General features: G+C 62.8%; 24 protein-coding genes and 1 pseudogene. 12 read left to right on the plus strand and 13 right to left on the minus strand.

What is annotated here, in order from left to right; all coding sequences use genetic code 11:
- Positions 1-36 precede the first annotated feature (36 nt).
- Positions 37-657, plus strand: coding sequence for a class I SAM-dependent DNA methyltransferase (locus BN1233_RS21685; RefSeq protein ID WP_046865684.1), 621 nt, complete (start codon positions 37-39; stop codon positions 655-657).
- A 14-nt stretch (positions 658-671) separates the two neighbouring features.
- On the plus strand, positions 672-1,139 hold the full coding sequence (locus BN1233_RS21690) for a DUF421 domain-containing protein (RefSeq protein ID WP_147707415.1): 468 nt from the start codon (positions 672-674) through the stop codon (positions 1,137-1,139).
- A 151-nt stretch (positions 1,140-1,290) separates the two neighbouring features.
- Here BN1233_RS21690 and BN1233_RS21695 read toward each other — a convergent pair whose 3' ends face one another.
- Positions 1,291-1,500, minus strand: coding sequence for a hypothetical protein (locus BN1233_RS21695; RefSeq protein ID WP_046865686.1), 210 nt, complete (start codon positions 1,498-1,500; stop codon positions 1,291-1,293).
- Between the two features lie 98 nt (positions 1,501-1,598).
- Between BN1233_RS21695 and BN1233_RS21700 the strand changes: the two genes are divergently transcribed.
- The 9 genes from BN1233_RS21700 to BN1233_RS21740 all read left to right on the plus strand — a co-directional run bounded on the left by BN1233_RS21700 (position 1,599) and on the right by BN1233_RS21740 (position 10,317).
- The gene (locus BN1233_RS21700; RefSeq protein WP_046865687.1) at positions 1,599-2,465 is read left to right on the plus strand and encodes a metallophosphoesterase; all 867 of its coding nucleotides are present in this window, start codon (positions 1,599-1,601) and stop codon (positions 2,463-2,465) included.
- 89 nt (positions 2,466-2,554) lie between these two features.
- On the plus strand, positions 2,555-3,535 hold the full coding sequence (locus tag BN1233_RS21705; protein ID WP_046865688.1) for an ABC transporter substrate-binding protein: 981 nt from the start codon (positions 2,555-2,557) through the stop codon (positions 3,533-3,535).
- An 8-nt stretch (positions 3,536-3,543) separates the two neighbouring features.
- Positions 3,544-4,302 carry an ABC transporter permease gene (locus BN1233_RS21710; protein WP_046865689.1) on the plus strand — a complete coding sequence of 253 codons (759 nt, stop codon included), beginning with the start codon at positions 3,544-3,546 and terminating at the stop codon, positions 4,300-4,302.
- Complete coding sequence (locus BN1233_RS21715; RefSeq protein ID WP_046865690.1) at positions 4,265-5,005, plus strand: ABC transporter ATP-binding protein; 741 nt, start codon at positions 4,265-4,267, stop codon at positions 5,003-5,005. Before BN1233_RS21710 ends, BN1233_RS21715 begins: the two co-directional genes overlap by 38 nt.
- Entirely contained in the window at positions 5,002-5,943 is a 942-nt protein-coding gene (locus tag BN1233_RS21720) for a quinoprotein relay system zinc metallohydrolase 2 (protein ID WP_046865691.1), read from the plus strand. Before BN1233_RS21715 ends, BN1233_RS21720 begins: the two co-directional genes overlap by 4 nt.
- 345 nt (positions 5,944-6,288) lie before the next feature.
- Complete coding sequence (xoxF5, locus tag BN1233_RS21725; RefSeq protein ID WP_046865692.1) at positions 6,289-8,091, plus strand: lanthanide-dependent methanol dehydrogenase XoxF5; 1,803 nt, start codon at positions 6,289-6,291, stop codon at positions 8,089-8,091.
- A gap of 354 nt (positions 8,092-8,445) precedes the next feature.
- Complete coding sequence (locus BN1233_RS21730; protein ID WP_046865848.1) at positions 8,446-8,913, plus strand: c-type cytochrome, methanol metabolism-related; 468 nt, start codon at positions 8,446-8,448, stop codon at positions 8,911-8,913.
- Between the two features lie 22 nt (positions 8,914-8,935).
- Positions 8,936-9,778, plus strand: coding sequence for a substrate-binding domain-containing protein (locus tag BN1233_RS21735; protein WP_244470791.1), 843 nt, complete (start codon positions 8,936-8,938; stop codon positions 9,776-9,778).
- Positions 9,775-10,317, plus strand: a complete 543-nt coding sequence (locus BN1233_RS21740; protein ID WP_046865694.1) for a PQQ-dependent catabolism-associated CXXCW motif protein — start codon at positions 9,775-9,777, stop codon at positions 10,315-10,317. Before BN1233_RS21735 ends, BN1233_RS21740 begins: the two co-directional genes overlap by 4 nt.
- Before the next feature lie 83 nt (positions 10,318-10,400).
- Here the strand turns inward: BN1233_RS21740 and folK are convergent, their stop codons facing one another.
- The 3 genes from folK to folP are packed head-to-tail and all read right to left on the minus strand — an operon-like array spanning position 10,401 to position 12,089.
- On the minus strand, positions 10,401-10,883 hold the full coding sequence (gene folK / locus BN1233_RS21745) for a 2-amino-4-hydroxy-6-hydroxymethyldihydropteridine diphosphokinase (RefSeq protein WP_046865695.1): 483 nt from the start codon (positions 10,881-10,883) through the stop codon (positions 10,401-10,403).
- Entirely contained in the window at positions 10,876-11,244 is a 369-nt protein-coding gene (gene folB, locus BN1233_RS21750) for a dihydroneopterin aldolase (RefSeq protein WP_046865696.1), read from the minus strand. The genes folK and folB overlap by 8 nt, the downstream gene beginning before the upstream one ends.
- Positions 11,241-12,089: a dihydropteroate synthase gene (gene folP / locus BN1233_RS21755; protein ID WP_046865697.1), complete on the minus strand. Its 849-nt coding sequence runs from the start codon at positions 12,087-12,089 to the stop codon at positions 11,241-11,243. The genes folB and folP overlap by 4 nt, the downstream gene beginning before the upstream one ends.
- A gap of 137 nt (positions 12,090-12,226) precedes the next feature.
- On the opposite strand from folP, the gene BN1233_RS21760 reads away from it, so the two are divergent.
- Complete coding sequence (locus BN1233_RS21760) at positions 12,227-13,018, plus strand: quinoprotein dehydrogenase-associated SoxYZ-like carrier (RefSeq protein WP_046865698.1); 792 nt, start codon at positions 12,227-12,229, stop codon at positions 13,016-13,018.
- A gap of 59 nt (positions 13,019-13,077) precedes the next feature.
- Here BN1233_RS21760 and BN1233_RS21765 read toward each other — a convergent pair whose 3' ends face one another.
- From BN1233_RS21765 to BN1233_RS21815, 9 genes and pseudogenes are all read right to left on the minus strand, one after another.
- A complete protein-coding gene (locus BN1233_RS21765; protein ID WP_046865699.1) occupies positions 13,078-13,437 on the minus strand; it encodes a hypothetical protein in 360 nt (119 codons plus the stop codon).
- Positions 13,438-13,492: 55 nt separating this feature from the next.
- Positions 13,493-14,158: a hypothetical protein gene (locus BN1233_RS21770; RefSeq protein WP_052763872.1), complete on the minus strand. Its 666-nt coding sequence runs from the start codon at positions 14,156-14,158 to the stop codon at positions 13,493-13,495.
- Positions 14,155-15,291: a pyrroloquinoline quinone biosynthesis protein PqqE gene (gene pqqE / locus BN1233_RS21775; RefSeq protein WP_046865700.1), complete on the minus strand. Its 1,137-nt coding sequence runs from the start codon at positions 15,289-15,291 to the stop codon at positions 14,155-14,157. Before pqqE ends, BN1233_RS21770 begins: the two co-directional genes overlap by 4 nt.
- A gap of 65 nt (positions 15,292-15,356) precedes the next feature.
- Positions 15,357-16,417 (minus strand): annotated as a pseudogene (pqqC, locus tag BN1233_RS21785) (pyrroloquinoline-quinone synthase PqqC).
- Complete coding sequence (pqqB, locus tag BN1233_RS21790) at positions 16,414-17,316, minus strand: pyrroloquinoline quinone biosynthesis protein PqqB (protein WP_046865703.1); 903 nt, start codon at positions 17,314-17,316, stop codon at positions 16,414-16,416. Before pqqB ends, pqqC begins: the two are co-directional and overlap by 4 nt.
- A gap of 32 nt (positions 17,317-17,348) precedes the next feature.
- Positions 17,349-17,441: a pyrroloquinoline quinone precursor peptide PqqA gene (gene pqqA / locus BN1233_RS21795; protein ID WP_046865704.1), complete on the minus strand. Its 93-nt coding sequence runs from the start codon at positions 17,439-17,441 to the stop codon at positions 17,349-17,351.
- Between the two features lie 150 nt (positions 17,442-17,591).
- Positions 17,592-18,293 (minus strand): response regulator transcription factor, encoded by a 702-nt coding sequence (locus BN1233_RS21800; protein ID WP_046865705.1) that lies wholly within the window; start codon positions 18,291-18,293, stop codon positions 17,592-17,594.
- Positions 18,290-19,867 (minus strand): sensor histidine kinase, encoded by a 1,578-nt coding sequence (locus tag BN1233_RS21805; RefSeq protein ID WP_046865706.1) that lies wholly within the window; start codon positions 19,865-19,867, stop codon positions 18,290-18,292. Before BN1233_RS21805 ends, BN1233_RS21800 begins: the two co-directional genes overlap by 4 nt.
- A gap of 511 nt (positions 19,868-20,378) precedes the next feature.
- Entirely contained in the window at positions 20,379-21,173 is a 795-nt protein-coding gene (locus BN1233_RS21815) for a formylmethanofuran dehydrogenase subunit C (RefSeq protein ID WP_425311738.1), read from the minus strand.
- Positions 21,174-21,178 lie beyond the last annotated feature (5 nt).

The following is a 21,178-nucleotide window of genomic DNA, read 5'->3' on the forward strand; positions in this document are numbered from 1 at the left end:
TTATCCCCAAGATCAGCAAGGAGGCAAGCGAGGTCCATGGACGCAGCGAACCCGATTCTGCGCCGTATCTATAGCATGAAGGGAGGCGCGGACGAATGCCGCGAGGTCTACGAAACCTGGGCTGCGACCTATGAAAGGGATACGCTCGAGGATATGGGCTATGTCGGCCCGGCGATTGCGGCCGAGACATTGGCTTCGCTGCTGCCCGAGAACGCCGTCGTACTCGACGCTGGCTGCGGAACAGGACTGGCAGGCTCAGAACTGGCGCGGCGAACCGAAGCCGTCATCGACGGCGTGGATATCTCGAGGGAGATGCTCTCCAAGGCGGCTCAAAAGGGTGTCTACCGGACTCTCGGAGAGGCCGACCTGACCCAACCGCTCGCGATCGACGCCGACAGTTACGATGGCGTGATCTGCGTCGGCGTGTTCACCAATGGACATGTCGGCCCCAAGGCGCTGGGCGAGATGGCCCGGGTTGCAAAACCGGGCGCGGCACTCGTCTTTACCGTGCATCAGGACGTGTGGGCGAGTGGCTATGCCGAGCAGCTGGAGCGCCTCGCTGCCAACGGCCGCATCCGAGTGCATAGGATCATCGATGCGCCGTATCATGAGAAAGAAGGCTATCGCTGCCGTCTGTGCATCGTCGAAGCAGCCTGACTCTGACACGAGGCGTGCCTCATCTGACACAACACTTCAAGCAGATGCAGGATTTCTTGCAGGCAAGAGTGGCGCGCCTCGTGTGTGACGGGGGCATGGATCTCGATGTGATGAGAGAGGAGGGCATTGCCTGTCTGGAACTGTTCGGAGCACAGAAGACCATTGGCTTCGAACATCTCGGCGAAGTCGAACGCGCTTATCTGGAACCGAGCAGCAAGATCGGTTCATTCAAGCAGCCAGCCAGTCACGTTCGGACTGGTTTGCCCCTGCTGCCGGAAAGGGTCGAAGGACCGCTGCGCCCCCACCGTTCGGTAAAGATAGTCTTGAGCGGCGGCTCCTACGCGTGCCGGGGGTGCGATCGTCCTGTCGATTTTGTTTTTGGCAGGACGTTTCCGCCTTGCCCAGTCTGTCATAGGGAAATGCGGGCGAGAGCTGTCATCAACGTGCACGAGACTCTGTGCTCGGCAATGCGCCCACAATAAAGCCGTATCTTCCCGATGCCTCCTCGCACGGCAATTTGCTGAAGACCCTCCTGATACACTGCACTGGAAGGCCCTGCTTCCGGTCATCATTCGAGTTGGCGAAAATCAGCCTCTTGTTCCCTTGGGGCAGGAACTTTGATCATTGCAGCTTCTACGGGCGTTCGCAGACGATCTTGAGGTAATTGCCCTGGCCGAGAATGCCATCGAAAGCGGTTCCCGCAACCAACGTCTGGCCGTTCATCAGGCATTCGAATACGGATGAGGCGCGTCGAACCATGACGTCGGTGGCGCTTGCGCGGTTACAACTGGCGTGAGGGACGGTCGAGGCGCAGATGAGCATTACGGCGAGCAGATGAGGCATGGAAGTCTCCAGGCTGCCTGCGAGGCCAGCGAGAAATCGGCCAGCTCCATCTGTGAGTATAATTCGACACTGCCGCAAAGATATGTGATGGCGCACATATGCGTCTCTTCGTCCTTTCTGATCTTCACCTCGAAAAGCACTCACCCGCGAAACTCCCTCTCCCAGCCGCAGAGTTCGACGTCCTTGTCTGCGCAGGGGATCTCTGGGAGGGCGAGCCGGAACTGGGCGTGAGAGCCGTTGCGGCGCTCGCGGACGGCCGTCCTACGATCATCGTGCCCGGTAACCATGACCGCTACCGGAAGGGTCGCAGCGATCCTCGCACGGCCGCCGATCTCCTTCACGCCATGAAAAGCGAGGCCCAGCGGCTGAACGAGAGGGCCGGATTTCAGCCGATTTCAATCCTGCACAGCGGGCAGGCGACCTCGGTCGGAGCGGCGACGTTCGTGGGCGGAACGCTCTGGACGGACTGGTCGCTCGCTGGACGGTGGCTCGACGGGAACCTGGCCGCACGAGGTTTGCCCTTGACCCCCGAAGGTGCCCTGGAGGCCGCGATCGCCCATGTGACCGACCCGGAAACCGGCTCGAGGGAATATCTCGGCGACATGGCTCCGGAGAATGGCCGGCCCTGGTCGCCGCACGAGGCCATGGCAGCCCACCGGCGCGATCGCGGCCTGATCCGTGCGGCTCTCGAACGGCCGAGGCCCGGACCTCTGGTGGTCGTAACCCACCATATGCCGCTCCCCGGGCCAGTGGACGCCTATCAGGGCAGGGAGGGCGTTCCCTGGTGGATCCCGGCCTTCTATTGTTCGACTTTCCTGGAGGAATTGCCCGACGGCCTCCGGCCGGATCTTTGGATCTCGGGCCACTTCCACGCACCCCATGACGTTTCGTGGGGCCGGACGCGATGCGTCGCCAACCCAGTTGCGGCGGCTGCTTTCGATCCCAGTTTTGTAGTCGAGATATAAGCCCACGCGGTTCCGGTATGCCCGCTGCCCCGCGAGGCGCATTGCGCAGGGTGGGGAAGGAGTTGGCTCAAGCCCCAAAGGAGTATGGAATGCTATCCAGACGCGAGCTTCTCCTGGCTGTAGCGATGGCGCCGGCTATGGCGAAAGCCAGGGATCTCGTGCCCATCAAAGTCGCGACCCTTCCCTTCGGAACCGTATCCTGGGAGGTCGAGACGATCCGCCATGGGAAGCTCGACGAGGCGAACGGAGTCCGGCTCGATCCGGTCAAGCTCGCTAACAACGATGCGACCCGGATCGCGTTCCAGGCTGGACAGGTGGACACCATGGTCACGGATCTCCTCTGGGCGGCCCGGCTCCGTAACGACGGGCGCAAGGTGAAGTTCATTCCCTTCTCGGCCACGGAGGGCGCCGTGATGGTGCCGGCGGACTCGCCGATCCGGAGCGTTGCGGATCTCCCCCGGAAGAAGATCGGGGTCGCGGGCGGAGCGCTCGACAAGAGCTGGCTCATGCTTCGGGCACACTGCCAGCAGACGACCGGTGTGGATCTCGCGACGGGGGCTGCTCCCTCCTATGGCGCGCCGCCCCTTCTAACACACAAGCTCGAGACGGGCGAACTCGATGCGGCGCTGCTCTACTGGAACTTCTGCGCCCGCCTGGAGGCCAAGGGCTTCCGGCGGCTGATCGAAGCCGGAGACATTGCCCGTTCCTTCGGCGTCGAAGGCGATATCGCCCTCATCGGCTACATTTTCGATGAGTCCATTCTGGAGCGAGGGCCCGGAGTCCTCGATGCATTCGCTCGGGCTTCCTCGGAGGCCAAGCGCCTCCTTGCGACATCCGAAGATGCCTGGACTGTCGTCCGCCCACTCATGGAGGCGCCGGACGATTCGACCTATCGGACCTTGAAGCGATACTTTCTCGAGGGCGTGCCAAGCCGGCCCGTTGCCGAGGAGCGTGAGAATGCCGAGCGGCTCTACGCGGTTCTCGCAAGATTGGGTGGAGAGAGGCTGGTCGGGTCCGCTACGAGCCTTCCGCCTGGCCTTTACTGGGGCGACAAGCGGACGCCGATCTGAGGAACCGCATGCGCACCGAAGTCTCTGCGCGCCTAGTCTCGCTCGCCGTCCTTCTCCTGATCTGGCAGGTTGCCTCGGTTCTGGCGAACAGTGCGGCGCTCCCTCCTCCGGCCAATGTTTTCTCCTTCATTCTGAGCGAGACGGCGTCGGGAGAATTGCCGATGCATCTCTGGGCCACGCTCAGGCGGGTCGCGATCGCGTTCTCCCTGGCCATGGTGTTCGGCGTGGGACTCGGAGTCGTCCTCGGCCGGCTGCCGGTCGTAGATCGCCTCGCCGATTCCTGGCTCCTCGTGCTCCTCAATACACCGGCGCTGATCATCACGGTGCTGTGCTATGTGTGGCTCGGCCTGACCGAGGCGGCCGCCATCGCTGCCGTCACCCTGAACAAGGCTCCCAACGTAGCCGTCATCATGCGGGAGGGAGCCCGTTCCATCGATCCGCAACTCGAGGAGATGCGGCGCGCGTTCCGCTTCGACCGGCGAACCTGGTTGCTGCACGTCCTGTTCCCGCAGCTCGAGCCCTATGTCGTCGCGGCAGCGCGGTCGGGCCTCGCGCTCGTCTGGAAGATCGTTCTCGTCGTGGAGTTGCTGGGCCGGCCTGATGGGGTCGGATTTGCGATTTCCTATTATTTCCAGCTTTTCGACGTGAGGGCTCTGCTCGGCTATAGCCTCGTCTTCAGCACAGTCGTGCTCCTCATCGACTTCGCACTTCTTCAACCTCTGGAGTGGCATGCCCGGCGCTGGCGCATCGTTCCCGATCCGGCTTGATATCGAACACAAGGTCTACCGGCACCGCCTCAGGCCCGTGGAGGCGGTGCGCGACTTTCATGTCAAGATCGATGAGGCAGAAACCGTATGCCTCATCGGCCCGTCCGGCACCGGCAAGACGACGATCCTGCGGATCCTCACCGGATTGGACAGGGATTTCGAAGGGCGCATCTCTCCGGATCCCGGATCCATTCGGATCGGAATAGTTTTCCAGGAGCCGCGGCTCCTTCCATGGCGGTCCGTCGAAGACAACGTGCGCCTCGCGCTGCCGCGGGCGAGGCGAAGCCTGCCCCTCGACACTCTTTTAGCGGATCTCGGGCTCGCCGAGTGGCGAAGGCGGTACCCGGGTGAACTTTCCGGTGGCATGGCCCGCCGGGTCGCGCTTGCCCGGGCATTAGCGATCGAGCCGACATTGCTGGTCCTCGATGAGCCGTTCGTCTCGCTCGATGACCGTGCCGCCACTGAACTCCGAAAGGTCGTTTTCGACGTCGTGACGACACGGCGGCTGACGGTGCTCATGGTGACGCACAACATGCGCGAGGCACTGATGTTCGCAGACCGGCTGATCCTGCTGACCGCTCGGCCCGCGAGTCTGCTCGCCGAGGTTCGCCTGCGCGAGCAGCGCGTCGCGCGCAACGCACAATGGCTCGATTCGATGCGTGCCGACTTGGCGTCACGCTATCCGCTCACGGTCTCTCTATGATCCAATCATATCTCCTCCTGCTCTCGCGATTCTTCGGCGTCATAGCGCTGGCCATTACCTCGTGGCCGGCCCTCGCACAGCCCGAGCCCCTGCCGGTTGAGGAAGTTGCGCCGGGTGCCTTCGTTTTCGAGGCGCCGATCGCGCTCGCCGATTCCTCGAACCGCGGCGCGATCGCAAATGTCGGTTTCGTGATCGGGCGCGATGCTGTCGCAGTGATCGACACGGGTGGTTCTCTGGCGGCCGGACAGCGCCTCCTCGCAGCCGTCCGGGCACGGACGAAATTACCGATCCGCTACGTGATCAACACGCACTTCCATCCGGATCATGTATTGGGCAACGCGGCTTTCGAAGTGACTGGCGCCGTTTTCGTCGGGCACCACAATCTTCCGCAGGCGCTCAGCGCGAGAGAGGAACAGTACCTTAGATCGAATCGTGAACTCGTCGGTGAGTCCTTCGAAGGCACGAAGATCGTTGTGCCTACGGTTCTCGTCGACGGGACTCTCGATCTCGACCTCGGAGATCGTGTCCTGCGACTCGAAGCTTGGCCTACATCGCACACGAACACCGATCTCACGGTCCTCGATCGTGCAAGCGGCACTTGGTTCCTAGGCGATCTGCTCTTCGTAAGCCACGTGCCGGCGCTCGACGGAAAGCTCACAGGCTGGATTGCGACGCTGCACACTCTGGAAGAACGCCAGGTCGGACGAGTCGTGCCTGGGCACGGCCCAGCAGCCGCCGCTTGGCCCGATGCCGCCGTCCCGATCGAACGCTATCTCGGGCGGTTGGGATCGGATGTCAGGACCCTGATCCGCGGCGGACACAGCTTGCGCGAAGCAGCCGAGCAGGCGGCCCGATCTGAGGCGAATTCCTGGTTGCTCTTTGATGAATTCAATGCGCGCAATGCGACGGCTGCGTACCACGAGCTTGAATGGGAGTGAGTGTTTGCATCGGTGTCTGCGAACTCCTGGCTCAGTAGTTCTCGATTTGCTGCAATGCAGCAAAAACTGCGCCTAAACGTCAGCGTGGGTACCGTCTTTTGGCCGCTGCGGAGTATTGCCCCGCCCAACATTATAACTTAGAGTGCTCTTAAGCTTCGGCTTCAACGGCACCGTTTGGGGAAAGCGGCGCCGGATCGCAGACTTGGCGGCTCTCTCCAGCCACAAGTCGGGGCGTTGCCGCCGGTCGTGACACGCTGTCGAGGCTCTCAAACTCCCCTTTTCGTGAAGTGCGGGCAGATTCCGCCGCCGTGCGTGCGGCTGGCGGACCCCTTGCGGGAGGAATAGATGAGAGCGATAGGTTTAGCTTTCGGGTTGGCGGCAGTTGCCGGGGTTACGCCGGCACTGGCCAATGATGAGCTGCAGAAGCTCATCCAAGACCCAAATCAATGGGTCATACAGACCGGCGACTATGCCAATACGCGATACTCGAAACTCGACCAGATCAAAGCCGACAACGTAGGCAAGCTGCAGGTCGCGTGGACCTTTTCAACCGGCGTGTTGCGTGGACACGAGGGCTCTCCTCTTGTCATCGGCGACGTGATGTATGTTCATACGCCGTTCCCGAACATCGTCTACGCGCTCGATCTCAACAACGACGGCAAGATCATCTGGAAGTATGAGCCGAAGCAGGATCCGAACGTGATCCCGGTCATGTGCTGCGACACCGTCTATCGCGGCTTGGCCTATGCCGACGGCAAAATCTTCCTCCATCAGGCCGACACCACTCTGGTGGCGCTCGACGCGAAGACCGGCAAGGTCCTCTGGAACGTCGTGAACGGCGATCCCAAGAAGGGCGAGACCAATACCGCAACCGTGCTTCCGGTGAAGGACAAGGTCATCGTCGGGATCTCGGGCGGCGAGTACGGCGCGCGCTGCCACGTGACGGCCTACGACATGAACACGGGCAAGCAAGTCTGGCGCGCCTATTCGACGGGACCGGATAACGAGATCCTTGTCGATCCCGAGAAGACTACTGAACTCGGCAAGCCGGTCGGAAAGGATTCCAGCCTGAAGACCTGGGAAGGCGATCAGTGGAAGACCGGTGGTGGCTGCACCTGGGGCTGGTTCTCCTATGATCCGCAGCTAAATGCCTTCTTCTATGGGACCGGCAATCCGTCCACCTGGAACCCAAAACAGCGTCCGGGCGACAACAAGTGGTCGATGACCATCTTCTCCCGCGACGTCGATACCGGCATGGCGAAGTGGGCCTACCAGATGACCCCACATGATGAGTGGGACTATGACGGCGTGAACGAGATGGTCCTGGTCGACCAGGAGATCAACGGCCAGCCGCGCAAGCTGCTCGTCCATCACGATCGCAATGGCTTCGCGTACACCATGGATCGCACCAACGGCGAATTGCTGGTCGCCGAGAAGTTCGATCCGGCAGTGAACTGGGCCACCAAGGTCGACATGGACAAGAACAGCAAGACCTACGGACGTCCGCAGGTGGTTGCCCAGTACTCCACGGAGAAGAACGGCGAGGACGTGAATACGAAGGGCGTCTGCCCGGCAGCGCTCGGGACGAAGGACCAGCAACCCTCCAGCTTCTCTCCGAAGACCGGCCTGTTCTACGTGCCGACGAACCACGTTTGTATGGACTATGAGCCGTTCCGGGTGAGCTACACTCCCGGACAGCCCTATGTCGGTGCAACGCTGTCGATGTATCCGGCGCCGGGCAGCCATGGCGGCATGGGCAACTTCATCGCGTGGGATGCCCGTACCGGAAAGATCGTCTGGTCGCTTCCCGAGCAGTTCTCGGTGTGGTCCGGGGCTCTTGCGACGGCTGGCGATGTAGTCTTCTACGGAACGCTCGAAGGCTATCTCAAGGCGGTCGACGCCAAGACGGGCAAAGAACTCTATAAGTTCAAGACCCCGTCGGGCATCATCGGCAACGTCATGACCTACACCCATAAGGGCAAGCAATATGTCGCAGTGCTCTCGGGCGTGGGCGGTTGGGCCGGCATCGGTCTCGCAGCCGGGCTCACGGATCCGCAAGCCGGTCTTGGCGCAGTCGGCGGCTATTCGGCCCTGAGCAACTACACGGCTCTCGGCGGACAGCTCACCGTCTTCGCGCTTCCGAACTGACGGCCTGGGCACATCTCTTCGAAAGTTGCCGGCGCGGCTCTGCCGCGCCGGTTTGCGTGTGGGGCTGGCTCATCCCAGGCCAAATCGCACCCGATCCCGATTTCTTGCGGGAGTCTGATCATTCTGGAATACCGGGTTTCACTTTTGCGGATCTTGCTTTAGAGGCAGATTGACTGACGTGATCTGTCGCCCATCCTCGCTTCGCTAAGCCGAGCGAAAGCTGAAAACATCGGCGGGCGGAGCAATCCACTGTCTGCGAACTCTGTTCGAACGCAATCAATGGGAGAACCTGCGTTGATTCGAGTATCAAGAGCCTCCGCGATTCAGGCGGCCGTCCTGAGCGTCGTATCCCTCATTGCCGTCGCTCCGGCCGTCCAAGCCGAGCCGAAGAAGCCGGTGAGCGAGGAGGACGGGAAATACTTCGATGCCGAGGGAAATCCGACGTACAACGTAAAGCCGGACGGAACGGTTGACTGGTATACCTACTCGGGCTTCCGTCGCTATCATGCGGAATGCCATGTCTGCCACGGGCCGGATGGAATGGGCTCCACCTATGCTCCAGCTCTTATCGAGAGCGTCGAGCGGTTGAGCTACCAGGATTTCATTGCCGTCATCATCCAGGGGCGGGAGAACGTCACCACCGGATCGCAGAGCGTCATGCCTTCGTTCGGTACCAATAAAAACGTTGTCTGTTACCTCGACGACATCTACGTTTATCTTCGCGCACGCGGCGACGGGGCGATCGGTCGCGGGCGGCCCATGAAGCGCGAAGATAAGCCCCAGGCGGCGATCGATGCCGAAAAAGCCTGTCTTGGCGATTAAAACGTGGCGGGTAAGCGCGGTAATGTCCGCGCTTACCTTCCTGCCTCTCTGGGCTGCGCCAATCATGCCGGCTGCAGCCCAGCAGATCCCCGATCTCGTGACGCCCGATGTCCTGCGCGTCTGCGCCGACCCGGCGAACATGCCGCTTTCGAACCGCAAGGGAGAAGGCTTCGAGAACAAGATCGCCTCGATCATCGCTGACGAGCTGAAGATCGGCGTTCGCTACTATTGGCTTTCGCAAGGGCCCGGGTTCGTCCGAAATACCCTCGGGCTTAAGCTCTGCGACGTAATCATCGGCTATGCGATCACTACGGAACTGGTCCAGCACTCCAATCCCTACTATCGATCTGTCTACACCCTCCTGGTCAAGCGGGGCGGAGAACTCAGCGGGATCAAGGAACTGGCCGACCCTCGACTCAAGGGGAAAAAGATAGGAGTCATCGCGGCAACTCCGCCCGTCGATCATCTCCAGGAACTCGGACTGCTCCCCGAAACGAAGCCCTACTCGCTACTCGTCGACCGCCGTTACGAGGCACCGGCCCAGGATATGATGGCCGATCTCCTCGCGGGCAGGATCGATGCCGGGATCCTCTGGGGTCCGATCGGCGGCCCCCTTGCAAAGCAGACGAATGGCGAGGTCGAAGTGGTCCCGCTCGTCAACGAAACGGAGCGACCGCCGCTCGCCTACTGGATCGGCTTGGGCATCCGCCCGCGGGAAAACGAATGGAAACATACCCTCAACAGGGTCTTGCGCCGACGCGAAGCGGATATCCGGCGCGTTCTTCTCGACTATGGGGTCCCGCTCCTCGACGATGAGAACCACCTCATTACCATGTCCGAGGGTAATGGGACGGCGAAGCAATGAGGGCCGCGTACCTGGCTGTGGTCGCGGCGCTCCCAGGGATTCTCCAGCCGGCCCTCGCCGATGCGCCGCCCGAGCCGGAAGGCTATCGTCTCGAGAACTATCGCGCGCCAACGCCTGCAACTCTCACTGGTGCCAAGGTCATCGACACAAGCGAGGCTAAGTCGCTCTGGCAGCAGCAGGCGGCCATCTTCGTGGATGTTCTGCCGCAGCCCCCACGACCGGCTAACCTGCCGCCCGATACGCTCTGGCGCGTGCCGCCGCGGAACAGCATTCCGGGAGCCATCTGGCTGCCAAATGTCGGCTTCGGCGAGATTGCCGCTGAAACCAGCGCCTATTTCCAGCACGGCCTCGATACCGCGACGGGCGGCGACCGAACCCGCCCACTCGTGTTTTTCTGCGAACGGAATTGCTGGATGTCATGGAACGCAGCAAAGCGTGCCATGACCTATGGCTACTCCGCAGTGTCCTGGTACCCCGAGGGTACCGAAGGCTGGAAAGAGGCAGACCTCCCGCTCGAGAAAGTCGAGAAAGCCCCGTAGGGCCGTGCCGCACGGCCCGCGATGCGGTCGCGATAACCTGTGGCGGGTTTCGAGGCGACCCGCATTGGCAGCGTCCGCGATTTCTACAGATCATTCACCCGTTCGATGCCGCCCCTGTCCACGCGCGCCAGAGCCTCGGCGATGCTCGATTCTCCAATCTTGAGATTGGGCGCGATTTCGGCGAGGGGAACGAGAACGAAGGCGCGCTCGGCGAGGTGCGGGTGGGGCAGGGTGAGCGTCTCGTCCGCCACATGACGTCCGTCATAGACGAGGACATCGATATCGATAAGCCTCGGTCCCCATTTCTCGTCTCGTACACGCCCGAGGGAACGCTCGACACTCAGGCAGACCTCCAGAAGGTCGTGGGGCGCAAGATCGGTTTCCACGGCCGCGGCCGCATTGAGGAACCAGTCCTGGTCCGTCTTGCCCCAGGGGGGCGTCCGGTAGAATCCGGAGCATGAAACGACCTTCACGCCGGCAGCCTCGTCAAGCCGCCGCAGGGCCTCCCGCAGCATGGCGGACTTGTCGCCGACATTGCTGCCGAGGCCGAGATAAGCCCTAGCCATTGCGGCGTCTCGTGATTTCCACGGTGACCCCATCGATGATCGCGGGCACGGGCGCGCTCGGTTTCTCGACACGGACCGTGATCGCCTCGAGGCGCGGGAAGGTGGAGAGGGCGGCCTGTGCGATGTTTTCGGCAAGCGCCTCTATGATCTTGAACCGCTTGCCGGTCGCGATACTGCCGACCAGCTCGGTGAGCTGGACGTAGCAGATCGTGCTCTGCCAGTCGTCATGTTCCCCGGCAGCCCGAAGGTCGAGGCAGCAATCGAGTGAAACATAGAACCGCTGCCCGAGCCGTTCTTCCTCCGCGTGAACGCCGTGATAGGCGTAAATGGCGATGCGATCGACGAGGATCCGGTCAGTCATGTATTGCGCCCTCTGATGACATCCGCGACCTGGCAGGCTTCGACATGGGGCCGCACATCGTGGACGCGCACGATGTCGGCCCCGTAGGAGATAGCCATGACGTGACTTGCAATGGAACCGTACAGCCGGTCCTTCGGCGCGGTCGTCGTGTTGTGAATACGGCCAAGCACCGATTTCCGGGATACTCCTACAAGGACAGGAAAGCCGAGGGCCCTGATCTCGGGCAAGCGCCGCAATGCCTCGAGATGCTGGTCCCAGCTTTTTCCAAAGCCGATTCCCGGATCGAGAATGATGTGCCTGTCGGGAATGCCGGCTCGCCGGGCATGCTCGATCGAGCGATCGAAGAACGACTTCATATCGCTGATGATATCGATCGTGGGGTCGATCTCTTCCCGGTTGTGCATGATGATCACCGGCGCGCCGAATTCGGCTGCGACCGAGGCGATGTCCGGATCGCGCTGCAGCCCCCAGATGTCATTGACGATCGATGCACCGGCTTGCAGGGCAAGTCGTGCGGTCGAGGCCTTGTAGGTATCGATCGAGATCGGGATTGTCACGCTTCTCGCGAGGCTCTCCACGACGGGCAGCACCCGCCGCTGTTCCTCCTCAGCGGAAACAGGAACATGGCCCGGCCGTGTGGATTCGCCGCCCACGTCGATGATGTCGGCTCCCTCGTCCTGAAGAGATCTTGCGTGCGAGACCGCAACATTGAGGGCTTCGAACTGACCACCGTCCGAAAAGGAATCCGGCGTCACGTTCAGGATGCCCATGATGAGCGTTCTCCGGCCGAGATCCGGAAGCAGTGCGATCCGCGGGGCATGCCCTTCGGTTTCGTTCGTCACCATAACTGTCCTGACTGGTTGGTGAGTTCGCCCCTTTTGAGCGCAACGGATGCAGGGCACAAGCGTCCCCTTGCTGCATGCCGGTTCGCCGACCAGATCCGATATGATAGATTGTTGACCTTCAGACCAGGAGAGCGTCCATGCCTTCGCGTTCCATCCGAGCCGTCCTCGGGAGCGTCGCCTTCGCGGGCCTGTTCCTTGCAATGGGCCCAAGCTTTGCTCAAAGCGAGGCGACCTGGTCGGAGATACGAACCAATGCGATCGGCGACCGGCTTCCGCAGGAAGGTGAGGGGCTCCTCACATTGGTCGCTCCGAAGCGGGCCGAGGACGCCGCCATCGTGCCGATCGAGCTTCATGTCAAGCTTCCGGAGGGCGACCCCCGGCAAGTCACGAAGCTGACTCTCGTCGTGGACGAAAATCCTGCACCCGTCGTCGGGACATTCTCCTTTCCGGAGGGCCGTCGCGCCTTCGATCTCTCCCTGCGCGTCCGGGTCGACTCCTACTCCTTCGTGCGGGCGATTGCCGAAACGAGCGACGGCACGCTCCACATGACGAAGGCTTATGTGAAGGCTGCCGGAGGCTGCTCAGCGCCGGCCGTGAAGGACCCGACCGAAGCGCTGGCCAATCTCGGGCAGATGCGCTTCCGCACCTATCCGGAGCGGGGCGAGGCGCAAGTCCAGGTGCGACACCCCAATTATTCCGGTCTGCAGATGGACCAGATCACGCGCCTCTACACGCCGGCCTGGTATGTCGAAACCCTGTCGGTCCGCCAGGGCGACCGGACCCTCTTCACGATGGAGGGGGGCATCTCGATCAGCGAGGATCCCACCTTCCGGTTCTCCTATACTCCCAGCGACGAGGCCGTCACCGTCGAGGCGAAAGATACCCAGGGGCGGGAGTTCAGGCAGACCTTCCCGGGGTCGAGTGCGTAAGTGTGATCCGGTTGAGGGTGGCGGCGCTGACGTCGAGAGCTCACGCAGCCCGATCACGCCTACCTGAAGCAGCGGATCTCCGCCTCAGCCTGAGCACGCCGCAGGTTCGCGACGATGTCGTCGAACATCTTTACGCTTTTGAAGGTAGCGGCTTGCTGGCCGACGCCTTGGCGCATCGAGAGGATGGTCTCGGCCTGGACATACTTGTCGTAGGGCAGGATCGAGGCCAGGACATCGACCGAACAGGAGCAGTGCTCCAGGCTCTCGCGAGTTTGCCCGTTTACCGCCATGCAGCCGAACACGTATTCGGCACGGGCGCTGGTCGGGTAGTCGTTCGTCTCCGCGGCTCCGGCAGAAACGAGCAGGCCGAGCCACAGCGCTCCAGCAGCGATGCCGCACTCGGCAAGCGATCTGGTCATGAGTTGCGCTCTCCCGTTGGGTTTCAGAACAATGGCTCCCGGGTGGTGATGGCGCTCAGCTGGATGACGGCTCATAGGTCAAAGTCTCGCGGAGAAGCTCGGCGCCGTCCGCTGCAGTGGCCCGAGCCTCGATGGATAGGATCGCGCCCGGCACCTGATCCGAGGTGACGAAAGTGTAGGTCAGGCTTTCCAGGCCCCGCATGCGATCCTTGTGGGAGTCGTCCAGGAAGGGCCGGGTCTCGATCCGTGTGACCTCTACGGAGCGGCCGCGAACCGTGGCGGTCTCCGGCGTCATGACCGCCTTCTCGCGGAGGCCGGCGCGGATTGCGTTCTTCAGGTAGCGCGGGTTGGCTTTGAGGATCTTGGCTAGATCGATCAAGTGATGCTCCAGAAAGAGCACGATCACCGGATTGCCTTCGACATCCTCGAAAGGACCGGCAGGAAGGCGTCGGCCGTCGGAAAACATCTGCACCTTCACGGTCCGCTTCGCATCGCTCGCACCGGCCTCGAGGGTAAGGCGGATCCTGTCATCGAAGGAAGGGCCAAGGGCGGGCTCGATCGGCGTGGATCGCTGATAATGATAGACCAGTTCGGTCCCGGCGACCGCGGTCTGCCAGTGAGGCGTCTCGAAGAGCAGGTCGGCCGGCTGGCGTTCCTGAGCCAGGGCACCGGCTCCGGATAGCAGCAGCAGGACGGCCGCGATTCGGTGAAACTGCCTCACACGAGTTCTCCTTCGGTCTGACGGACGGGGACACCTCCGATCGTGCGATACACGTAGGGTGGCGGCTTTGCTGCTCCCGCCTCGGTGACGGCGAGCTCCCTGATCTTGGCATGGTAGGGCGATAGCGAGCAGGCGGGATCCGTCGCGCTCGCATCCCCGGTCAGCGCAAGGGCTTGGCAGCGGCATCCGCCCCAGTCCCGTTCCCGGCGCTCGCAACTGCGGCAAGGCTCCGGCATCCACTCGGTCCCCCGATAAGCGAGGAAGGCCGGTGACCGGCTCCAGATCTCGGCGAGGGAATGCTCCCGCACGTTCCAGAATTCCAGGCCGGGAATGGATTCGGCCGCATGGCAAGGGAGCACCTTGCCCGAAGGAGTAACATTCATCAGCCGGCGTCCCCAGCCCCCCGCGCAGGCCTTGGGATAGGCGGCATAATAGTCGGGGATCACTAGGTCGATCACGAGACGGCCGGCAAGCCGGTCGCGGGCTGCCTCGACAACCGCAATGGAACGGTCGACGTCCGCTCGCGTCGGCATGAGGGCCGCCCGGTTCACGTAAGCCCAGCCGTAATACTGCGTATGCGCAATTTCCAGGCGCCTCGCCCCCAGCGCGACCGCGAGGTCGATGAGCTGCTCCACCTCGTCGATATTGCCGCGGTGGATGACGGCATTGACCGTGAGCGGCAGGTCGAGTGCGACGACGCGATCCGCGAAGGCGAGCTTCTGGCGATGGGCGCCATTGAGCCCGCCGATCCGGTCCGCGTTTGCGGCATCGGCGGCCTGGATCGAGAGCTGGACATGGTCGAGACCTGCATCGGCGAGGGCATCGAGCTTCGCGAGCGCCTGTCCCACACCGGAGGTGATGAGATTGCTGTACAGTCCTTCGCGCGTGCAGTGGGCCGTGATCTCAACGAGGTCCGGCCTGGCAGTGGGCTCGCCGCCGGAGAGGTGAACGTGCAGCACGCCGAGCGCCGCCGCCTCGCTCAGAACGCGCTGCCAGGTCTCGGTGTCGAGTTCCGCCGATCGGCGATCGAGCTCGAGGGGGTTCGAGCAGTAGGGGCAGCGCAACGGGCAGCGATGGGTCAGTTCGGCGAGAAGGCCGATCGGGGCAGGCGAAGTGCCAAGTGCATCTGTCATGTCATATCCCTCCGGGTGGCGGACCACCGCGGATCCGCCTCAGGATCCCGAGGCAGAGGGTCGAGTCAGCGCTCGAGGACCCTTTTGTTCATGAGATCCGCGAGCATTTCGATCACGTCGGCTTCGATGACCTTGCGGTCGGCATCGAACCTGGCGGCAAGCTCATCGACGATGGCGCTGACGTTCCGCTGACCGTCGACGAGCTTGAGGACCTCCGTCGCGATCTCGTCGAGATCGAAAGCCCGCTCGGGTGCAAGCAGCACGTGAGCGTTGCGCACCGCATCGAAACGCATCCTCACGCCACGGGGCAGGCGTGGAATATCGGTGTTCGCAAGCCCGGTCACTCTCCGCGCTCCGCTCCGGGCACCCAGGCGCCGGGGGGCGGAAAGCCCGGCTCGACATAGGCGAAGTAAAGGCCGTCGAGCTGAGACCACAGCACGTCGCATTTGAACGTGAGCGCGTCGAGAACGCATCTCTGCGTCTCGGGAGTCCTCGCATGCTTCTTGACGTAGTCGAGCGCGAAATCCGCATCGCGTGGCGCCTGCGACAGGCGCTTCTCGAAATAGGCGAGAGTCTGTTTCGAGATGAAGTCGTAATTCGCGAGCATGCCTGCGACTCGCTCCGAAATGATGTTGGGGCTGAACATTTCGGTAAGCGACGAGGCAATCGCCTCGAGAAGTGATTTCTCCCGAACGAAATGGACGTAGGCTTCCACGGCGAAGCGCGTCACCGGCAGGATGCCCTTCGTGGACATCACGTAGTCCCGGGGCAGGTCGAGCCCATCGGTCAGCCGCAGCCAGCGCTCGATTCCGCCGTCGCCCTCTCGTTCACCGTCGTGGTCGATGATCCGCTGCCGCCAAATCCGGCGCAGCTCCGGATCGGGCATGCGGGCGAGGACGCTCGCATCCTTCACGGGTATCATCGCCTGGTAGTAGTAGCGGTTCAGCGCCCAGGCGCGCACCTGGTCGCGGTCGAGTTGTCCTCCGTGCAGGAGACGATGAAAGGGATGCAGGTTGTGGTAGCGCCGCGCACCTATATCACGCAGTGCCGCCTCGAGTTGCGCCGGTGACAAGACGGCACCGCCATCCGAGAGGCTGGAATCGAAGCGGGCGGGAGACGCTGTCATAGGTTAATCACCATCCCATCATGGGCCACGATCCATCCGGCCTGCTCGACGGAGCGACGCTCTGCCGAATCTTCGATCAGAACCGGATTGGTATTGTTGATATGCACGAAAATTCTCTGCCCGATCGAGAGGTCCGCGAGTGCGTTGATCGAGCCATTGCTACCTTGCATGGGGACATGCCCCATCCGCCAACCCGTTTTCTCGCCGACACCGGCGCGAATGAGATCGTCGTCGTAAAGCACCGTGCCGTCGAAGAGGAGCGTCTCGACGCCTTCGACACGCGCGCGGAGGTCCGAGGTCACCGCGGCGCAGCCCGGAACATAAGCCATCCTGCGTCCATCCGACTCGATCAGGGCTCCGACGGTCGTTTCCGTTGCCTCGCCGATCACGGGATCCTTGCCGTCCTCGAGCCACAAAGGCACCTTTCCGGGAACTGGAAAGAGAGTCACGGTCAAGCCCTTCAGCGGCTCGAAGGCTTGCTCGAGCCGGACCTCGCTCCGAGTCACGAAACGTGGCGCCATGACGTCGAAAACCGGATTGCCGGCAAGAGCGGCAAGGATCTCCGACGTGCCGTAGAGCCGGAACGGTTGACTCTCCCGCAGGGTGAGCAGTCCCGCCACGTGGTCGACGTCGCCATTCGTGAGGAGAACGGATTCGAGAGGTGAATGGCGTAGCCCGGTTCGCGGATGCAGTGCGGTGGTGGCGCCGATCTGATGCCGGATGTCGGGCGAGGCATTCACCACCAGCCACCGGTCGCCGTCGGGCGAGACTGCAAGGCTGGACTGGGTGCGAGTCCTGACCCGCGGATCACCGGCCCAAGCCAAACGGCAGATCGGGCAGCGGCAATTCCACTGAGGAACTCCGCCGCCCGCTGCAGAGCCGAGAACGATCGCCTGCACGGTCGAATTCCGCGCGACGTGTTCTCAGCACGTTAGTGGAGCGTATCCTCGATCTCAGCCGAGTCGTAGCTCGTTACTTCCATCCCGACACAGAATTCACGGACAGCGGGTTTCAGCCACTTCATCGTATTCCTCCGTATACCTCTTACGATCTTCATCATAAGAAAATCATAAGAACATTGCGTAGCGCACCATTGCTACATGGACACTATGGTTTCTTCACAGCGCGGAAGCAAGAGAAAAGCAGATTGCCCTCGCGCATCGGGAGATCCTTATCAGGAATCGGAACTCGCCTCCCGCAGATCAAGCATGAAGCCGCGCCCCCGAACGGTCACGATTATCGGACCACCCGCGCGAGCGATATCCCCGAGCTTGATCCGGAGATATCCGACATAGACATCGACCACGTTCAGGGAAAGCCCGCCATGGCTTGCCCAGAGCTCGTCGAAGATCTCGCCTCGCAATAGCGGCCGGTTCGGCGAATGCATCAGCAGGGAGAGAAGTTCCGTCTCTCTCTGCGTGAGGCGTGCCGTCACCGCGCCGAACCGGGCTTGCCGCATCACGAGATCGAGAGAGAGACGGCCGGCTGTGATCGTGGTGCGTTCCGCCAAGCCTTTACGCCGCAGAAGCTGCGTCCTCAGGCGAGCCACGAGTTCCGCGAAGTCAAAGGGCTTGACGATGTAGTCGTCGGCCCCGTCGGAGAGTCCCTGCACGCGATCGCTCACTTCGTCCTTCGCACTCAGGAAGAGGATCGGGCCCGCGAAGCCTTCCGAGCGCAGGGATCGGCAGATGTCGTATCCCGAGCTGTCGGGGAGCATGATATCGAGCACGACCGCCGCGGGCGTCGTTTCCCGAGCATCCGCAAGAGCCTCGCTCGCCCGTTCTGCCGCGGATACGGTAAAGCCCTCCGCGGTCAGCCCGCGCTCGAGCATCGAGCGGATATCGGGATCATCCTCCACGACCAGAATACGCGTCACGCAACCTGCTCCTTTCGCTCCAGGGGGATTCGGATGACGACCCGCGCTCCGGGATTCCCACCCAGCGATTGTTCGAGGCGGATCTCTCCGTGGTGCCGCTCCACGACCCAGCGTGCCAAGGCGAGCCCGATTCCGAAGCCGGAGGGATCCTTCCGTTCGGGGGCGCGCGCAAACCGCTCGAAGAGCTCCTCCCCGGCCGCGGGAAATCCGGCACCATCATCGGTTACCGCGATCTCTGCCTCATAGCCACGCTGTTGCAGGGAGAGCAGCACCCGGGATGCACCTACCGCGTGCCGGAGGGCATTGTCGATCAACCCCTCCACGATCTGTCGCAACCAGTCACGGTCCGCGAGCACCTCCAGGTCGGCAGGGCCTGGCTCCAGGGTAAGAGCGATATCGCGGCGCCTCGCTTCGGCACTCATTGCCTCGACGGCTTCGGCGAGCACGGAAGATACGCTGATGGGCCGCAGATCGAGTTCGATCCGCCCGGACTCGGACCGTGCTACCCGGAGCAGATCCTCTACGCGCCGGTGCAGGCGCTGCGCGCGTTTGCGGATCGTCGTGAGTACGTTCCGGTAGTCCTCGTCGCTCGAGAGCGTCCTCAGGCTGATGTCGCATTCACCGAGAATGACCGTGAGCGGTGTCCGCAATTCGTGGCTGACATCCGCAAAGAAGCGCCGTCTCGCCTGATCAATCGTCGCGAGCTGCTCATTCGCCCGGACGAGATCGTCCGTGCGTTGCGTGATCGTCTCCTCCAAGGCAGCCTTGTCTCTCGCGACCTCACGCTCCCGTCGGGCTAGGCGGGCTGCCATTCGGTTGAAGTGCGCGCCCAGGAGGCCGAGCTCATCCCGGGCTTGCGTCGGCAGGCGGGTTCCGAGCTCGCCGCGCGCGATTGCCAATGCGGCCTCCTGGATCGCCGAAAGCCGCGCGAAAAGGGGACGTGTCATGGTCCGGTGGATGAAGACGATCGCCGCAAGAGCGATTGCGGCAGCAAGAGCCGCGCCGGCTCGCAACCGGCTGGCGAGAGTTCGTGCGTCTGCGGATGCAAGCTCGATCCCCCGCCGCTCGGCATCGATGAGAAAGGAGAGCGAAGGCCCGTTCATGGTGGCAAATGCATTCAGCGCACCGCGGATGGCATCCCCGCGCAGGCTCGCATCAGGCTGCGCAATGGCATGCTCGATATCGGCATCGAGGCGATTGACCGCCGCCTGAAGACGGGCAAGCAGACGGCCCCGGTTCGCAAGCTCGGTCGGGCCGGGAGCATTGGCCTCGGCGGCGCCCCGCATGATCGCCGTTTCCACTTGTGTCAGAGCGCGGTGGGCTTCTGCCCGCTGCGCCCCGAGTCGCTCAGGGCTGGGCGCAGATGAATTGGCAGTATCTACGGCCGCGAGGCCATAATCGGCGAGCCTCCCCGAGAGTTCTGCCAGAAGGTCGAGGCGGTGTTGCGCCGCAAGGGTTCTCTCAACGGCGGCTTCGGTTGCATGGAGCGCCCAGAACAGACCCGCGGCAGCCAGGATGACGAGGAGGGCCGTGCCGCCGAGCAGGAGACCAAAGCGTCCCTTCAATGACTTCATGCGAGCGCCTGACTCTTCCAGCCACCTTCTGTGAAGGTGGAGTAGCCTTCAGAGATTGTCAGGCCAAGTCTCTGCAGCAAGGCGCTATCGGGACGCGGGGCTCAGACGCGATCCTGCCAGTCAGCATCGTGCAGGTCAGGTCCTCATCCTGATCTTGCACTCACCACATGACGTCTTTCGTCCCGTCTGACGGAAGATGGGGGCGGAAGCCGGATCAGATCGGGGTCTCCGCCTTGCTTCGCGCCACACACCGCCAGTTATTGACCCGCCAGGTGGGGTGTGACTGCTGCCACTCCGCAATGACCTCCTGCGAGTGGACCATGCAGGCAAAGGCGCTTGCCGGCTCGAGGGAGAAACTCAGGCGCTCCTCGCGGCAATTTCCAGGATTCGCCAGCATACAAATCGACATCAAGATCAGCATCGTGCGGGTTCCGTCACGACTGGACTGCGCTCTCCGCGCATGCAGGCGCGATACGAGCATTGCCGCACACCGCCAGGGCGAGCGTCCCGCTCACTGGTGCGGCGTCAACAGCTCTCCTTTGCCGAGCGTGGCGAGATCCCCAGCCCGGCGGTGCAGATCCTCGCGGGCAAGCTCCGCGAGATGCGGAGCGAACGGCCGCACAACGCGCTCGAGGATGCGCACGAAGACCAGCCGATGCACGCCCGTCTCGACAAAGCTCGGCACCGGAACTCCATGCTCCCGGACGAGCAGCGTGCCTCGACGCATAGCATAACCCGGATGATCGCCGACCGTTCCGGCTACGATCGTGCCGGCAATCATGCGCGAGCCAGCATAGGGGCCGGTCCGTTCCGCGATGATCAGGCCGCTCCGCATGCGATCGCCGACCCGAGCCCCGGCCCGCCCACGAATCACGATCGTGCCGCCGCACAGGCCGCTCTTGGCGCCGTGGACGGCTCCGCCAGCGTGATCGTCAGCATCTCCGCCGATGGTCATGAGGCCGCCCGTGGCTCCCGAACCAACATAGGGGCCGACGGAACCGGAGACATGGATCTCGCCACCGCTCATTCCGAAGCCAAGCCGCTGGCCGGCATCGCCCTCGAGGCGGATCGTGCCCTCCGCAAGGCCCAGGCCCAGATTGTCGAAGCGCGACGACCCGCCCTCGATCCGGATCTCGTCGAGTGTTCCGGGCGCAATCGTAAAGCAATCGCCGAGACGAACGCCGGTCCGGGACGTGCCGACATCGAGCTCCGCGATTTCCCGCTCGCCGAGCCCCGCGAGAGAGGCGGGGTTGATGACCGAAAGGTCGAGGCGCTCGGGCGGTTGCTCCCGCAATGTCAAGCGCATCGCGC

Origin of the sequence: Microvirga massiliensis (assembly GCF_001006805.1) — a bacterium.
Taxonomy (GTDB): domain Bacteria; phylum Pseudomonadota; class Alphaproteobacteria; order Rhizobiales; family Beijerinckiaceae; genus Microvirga; species Microvirga massiliensis.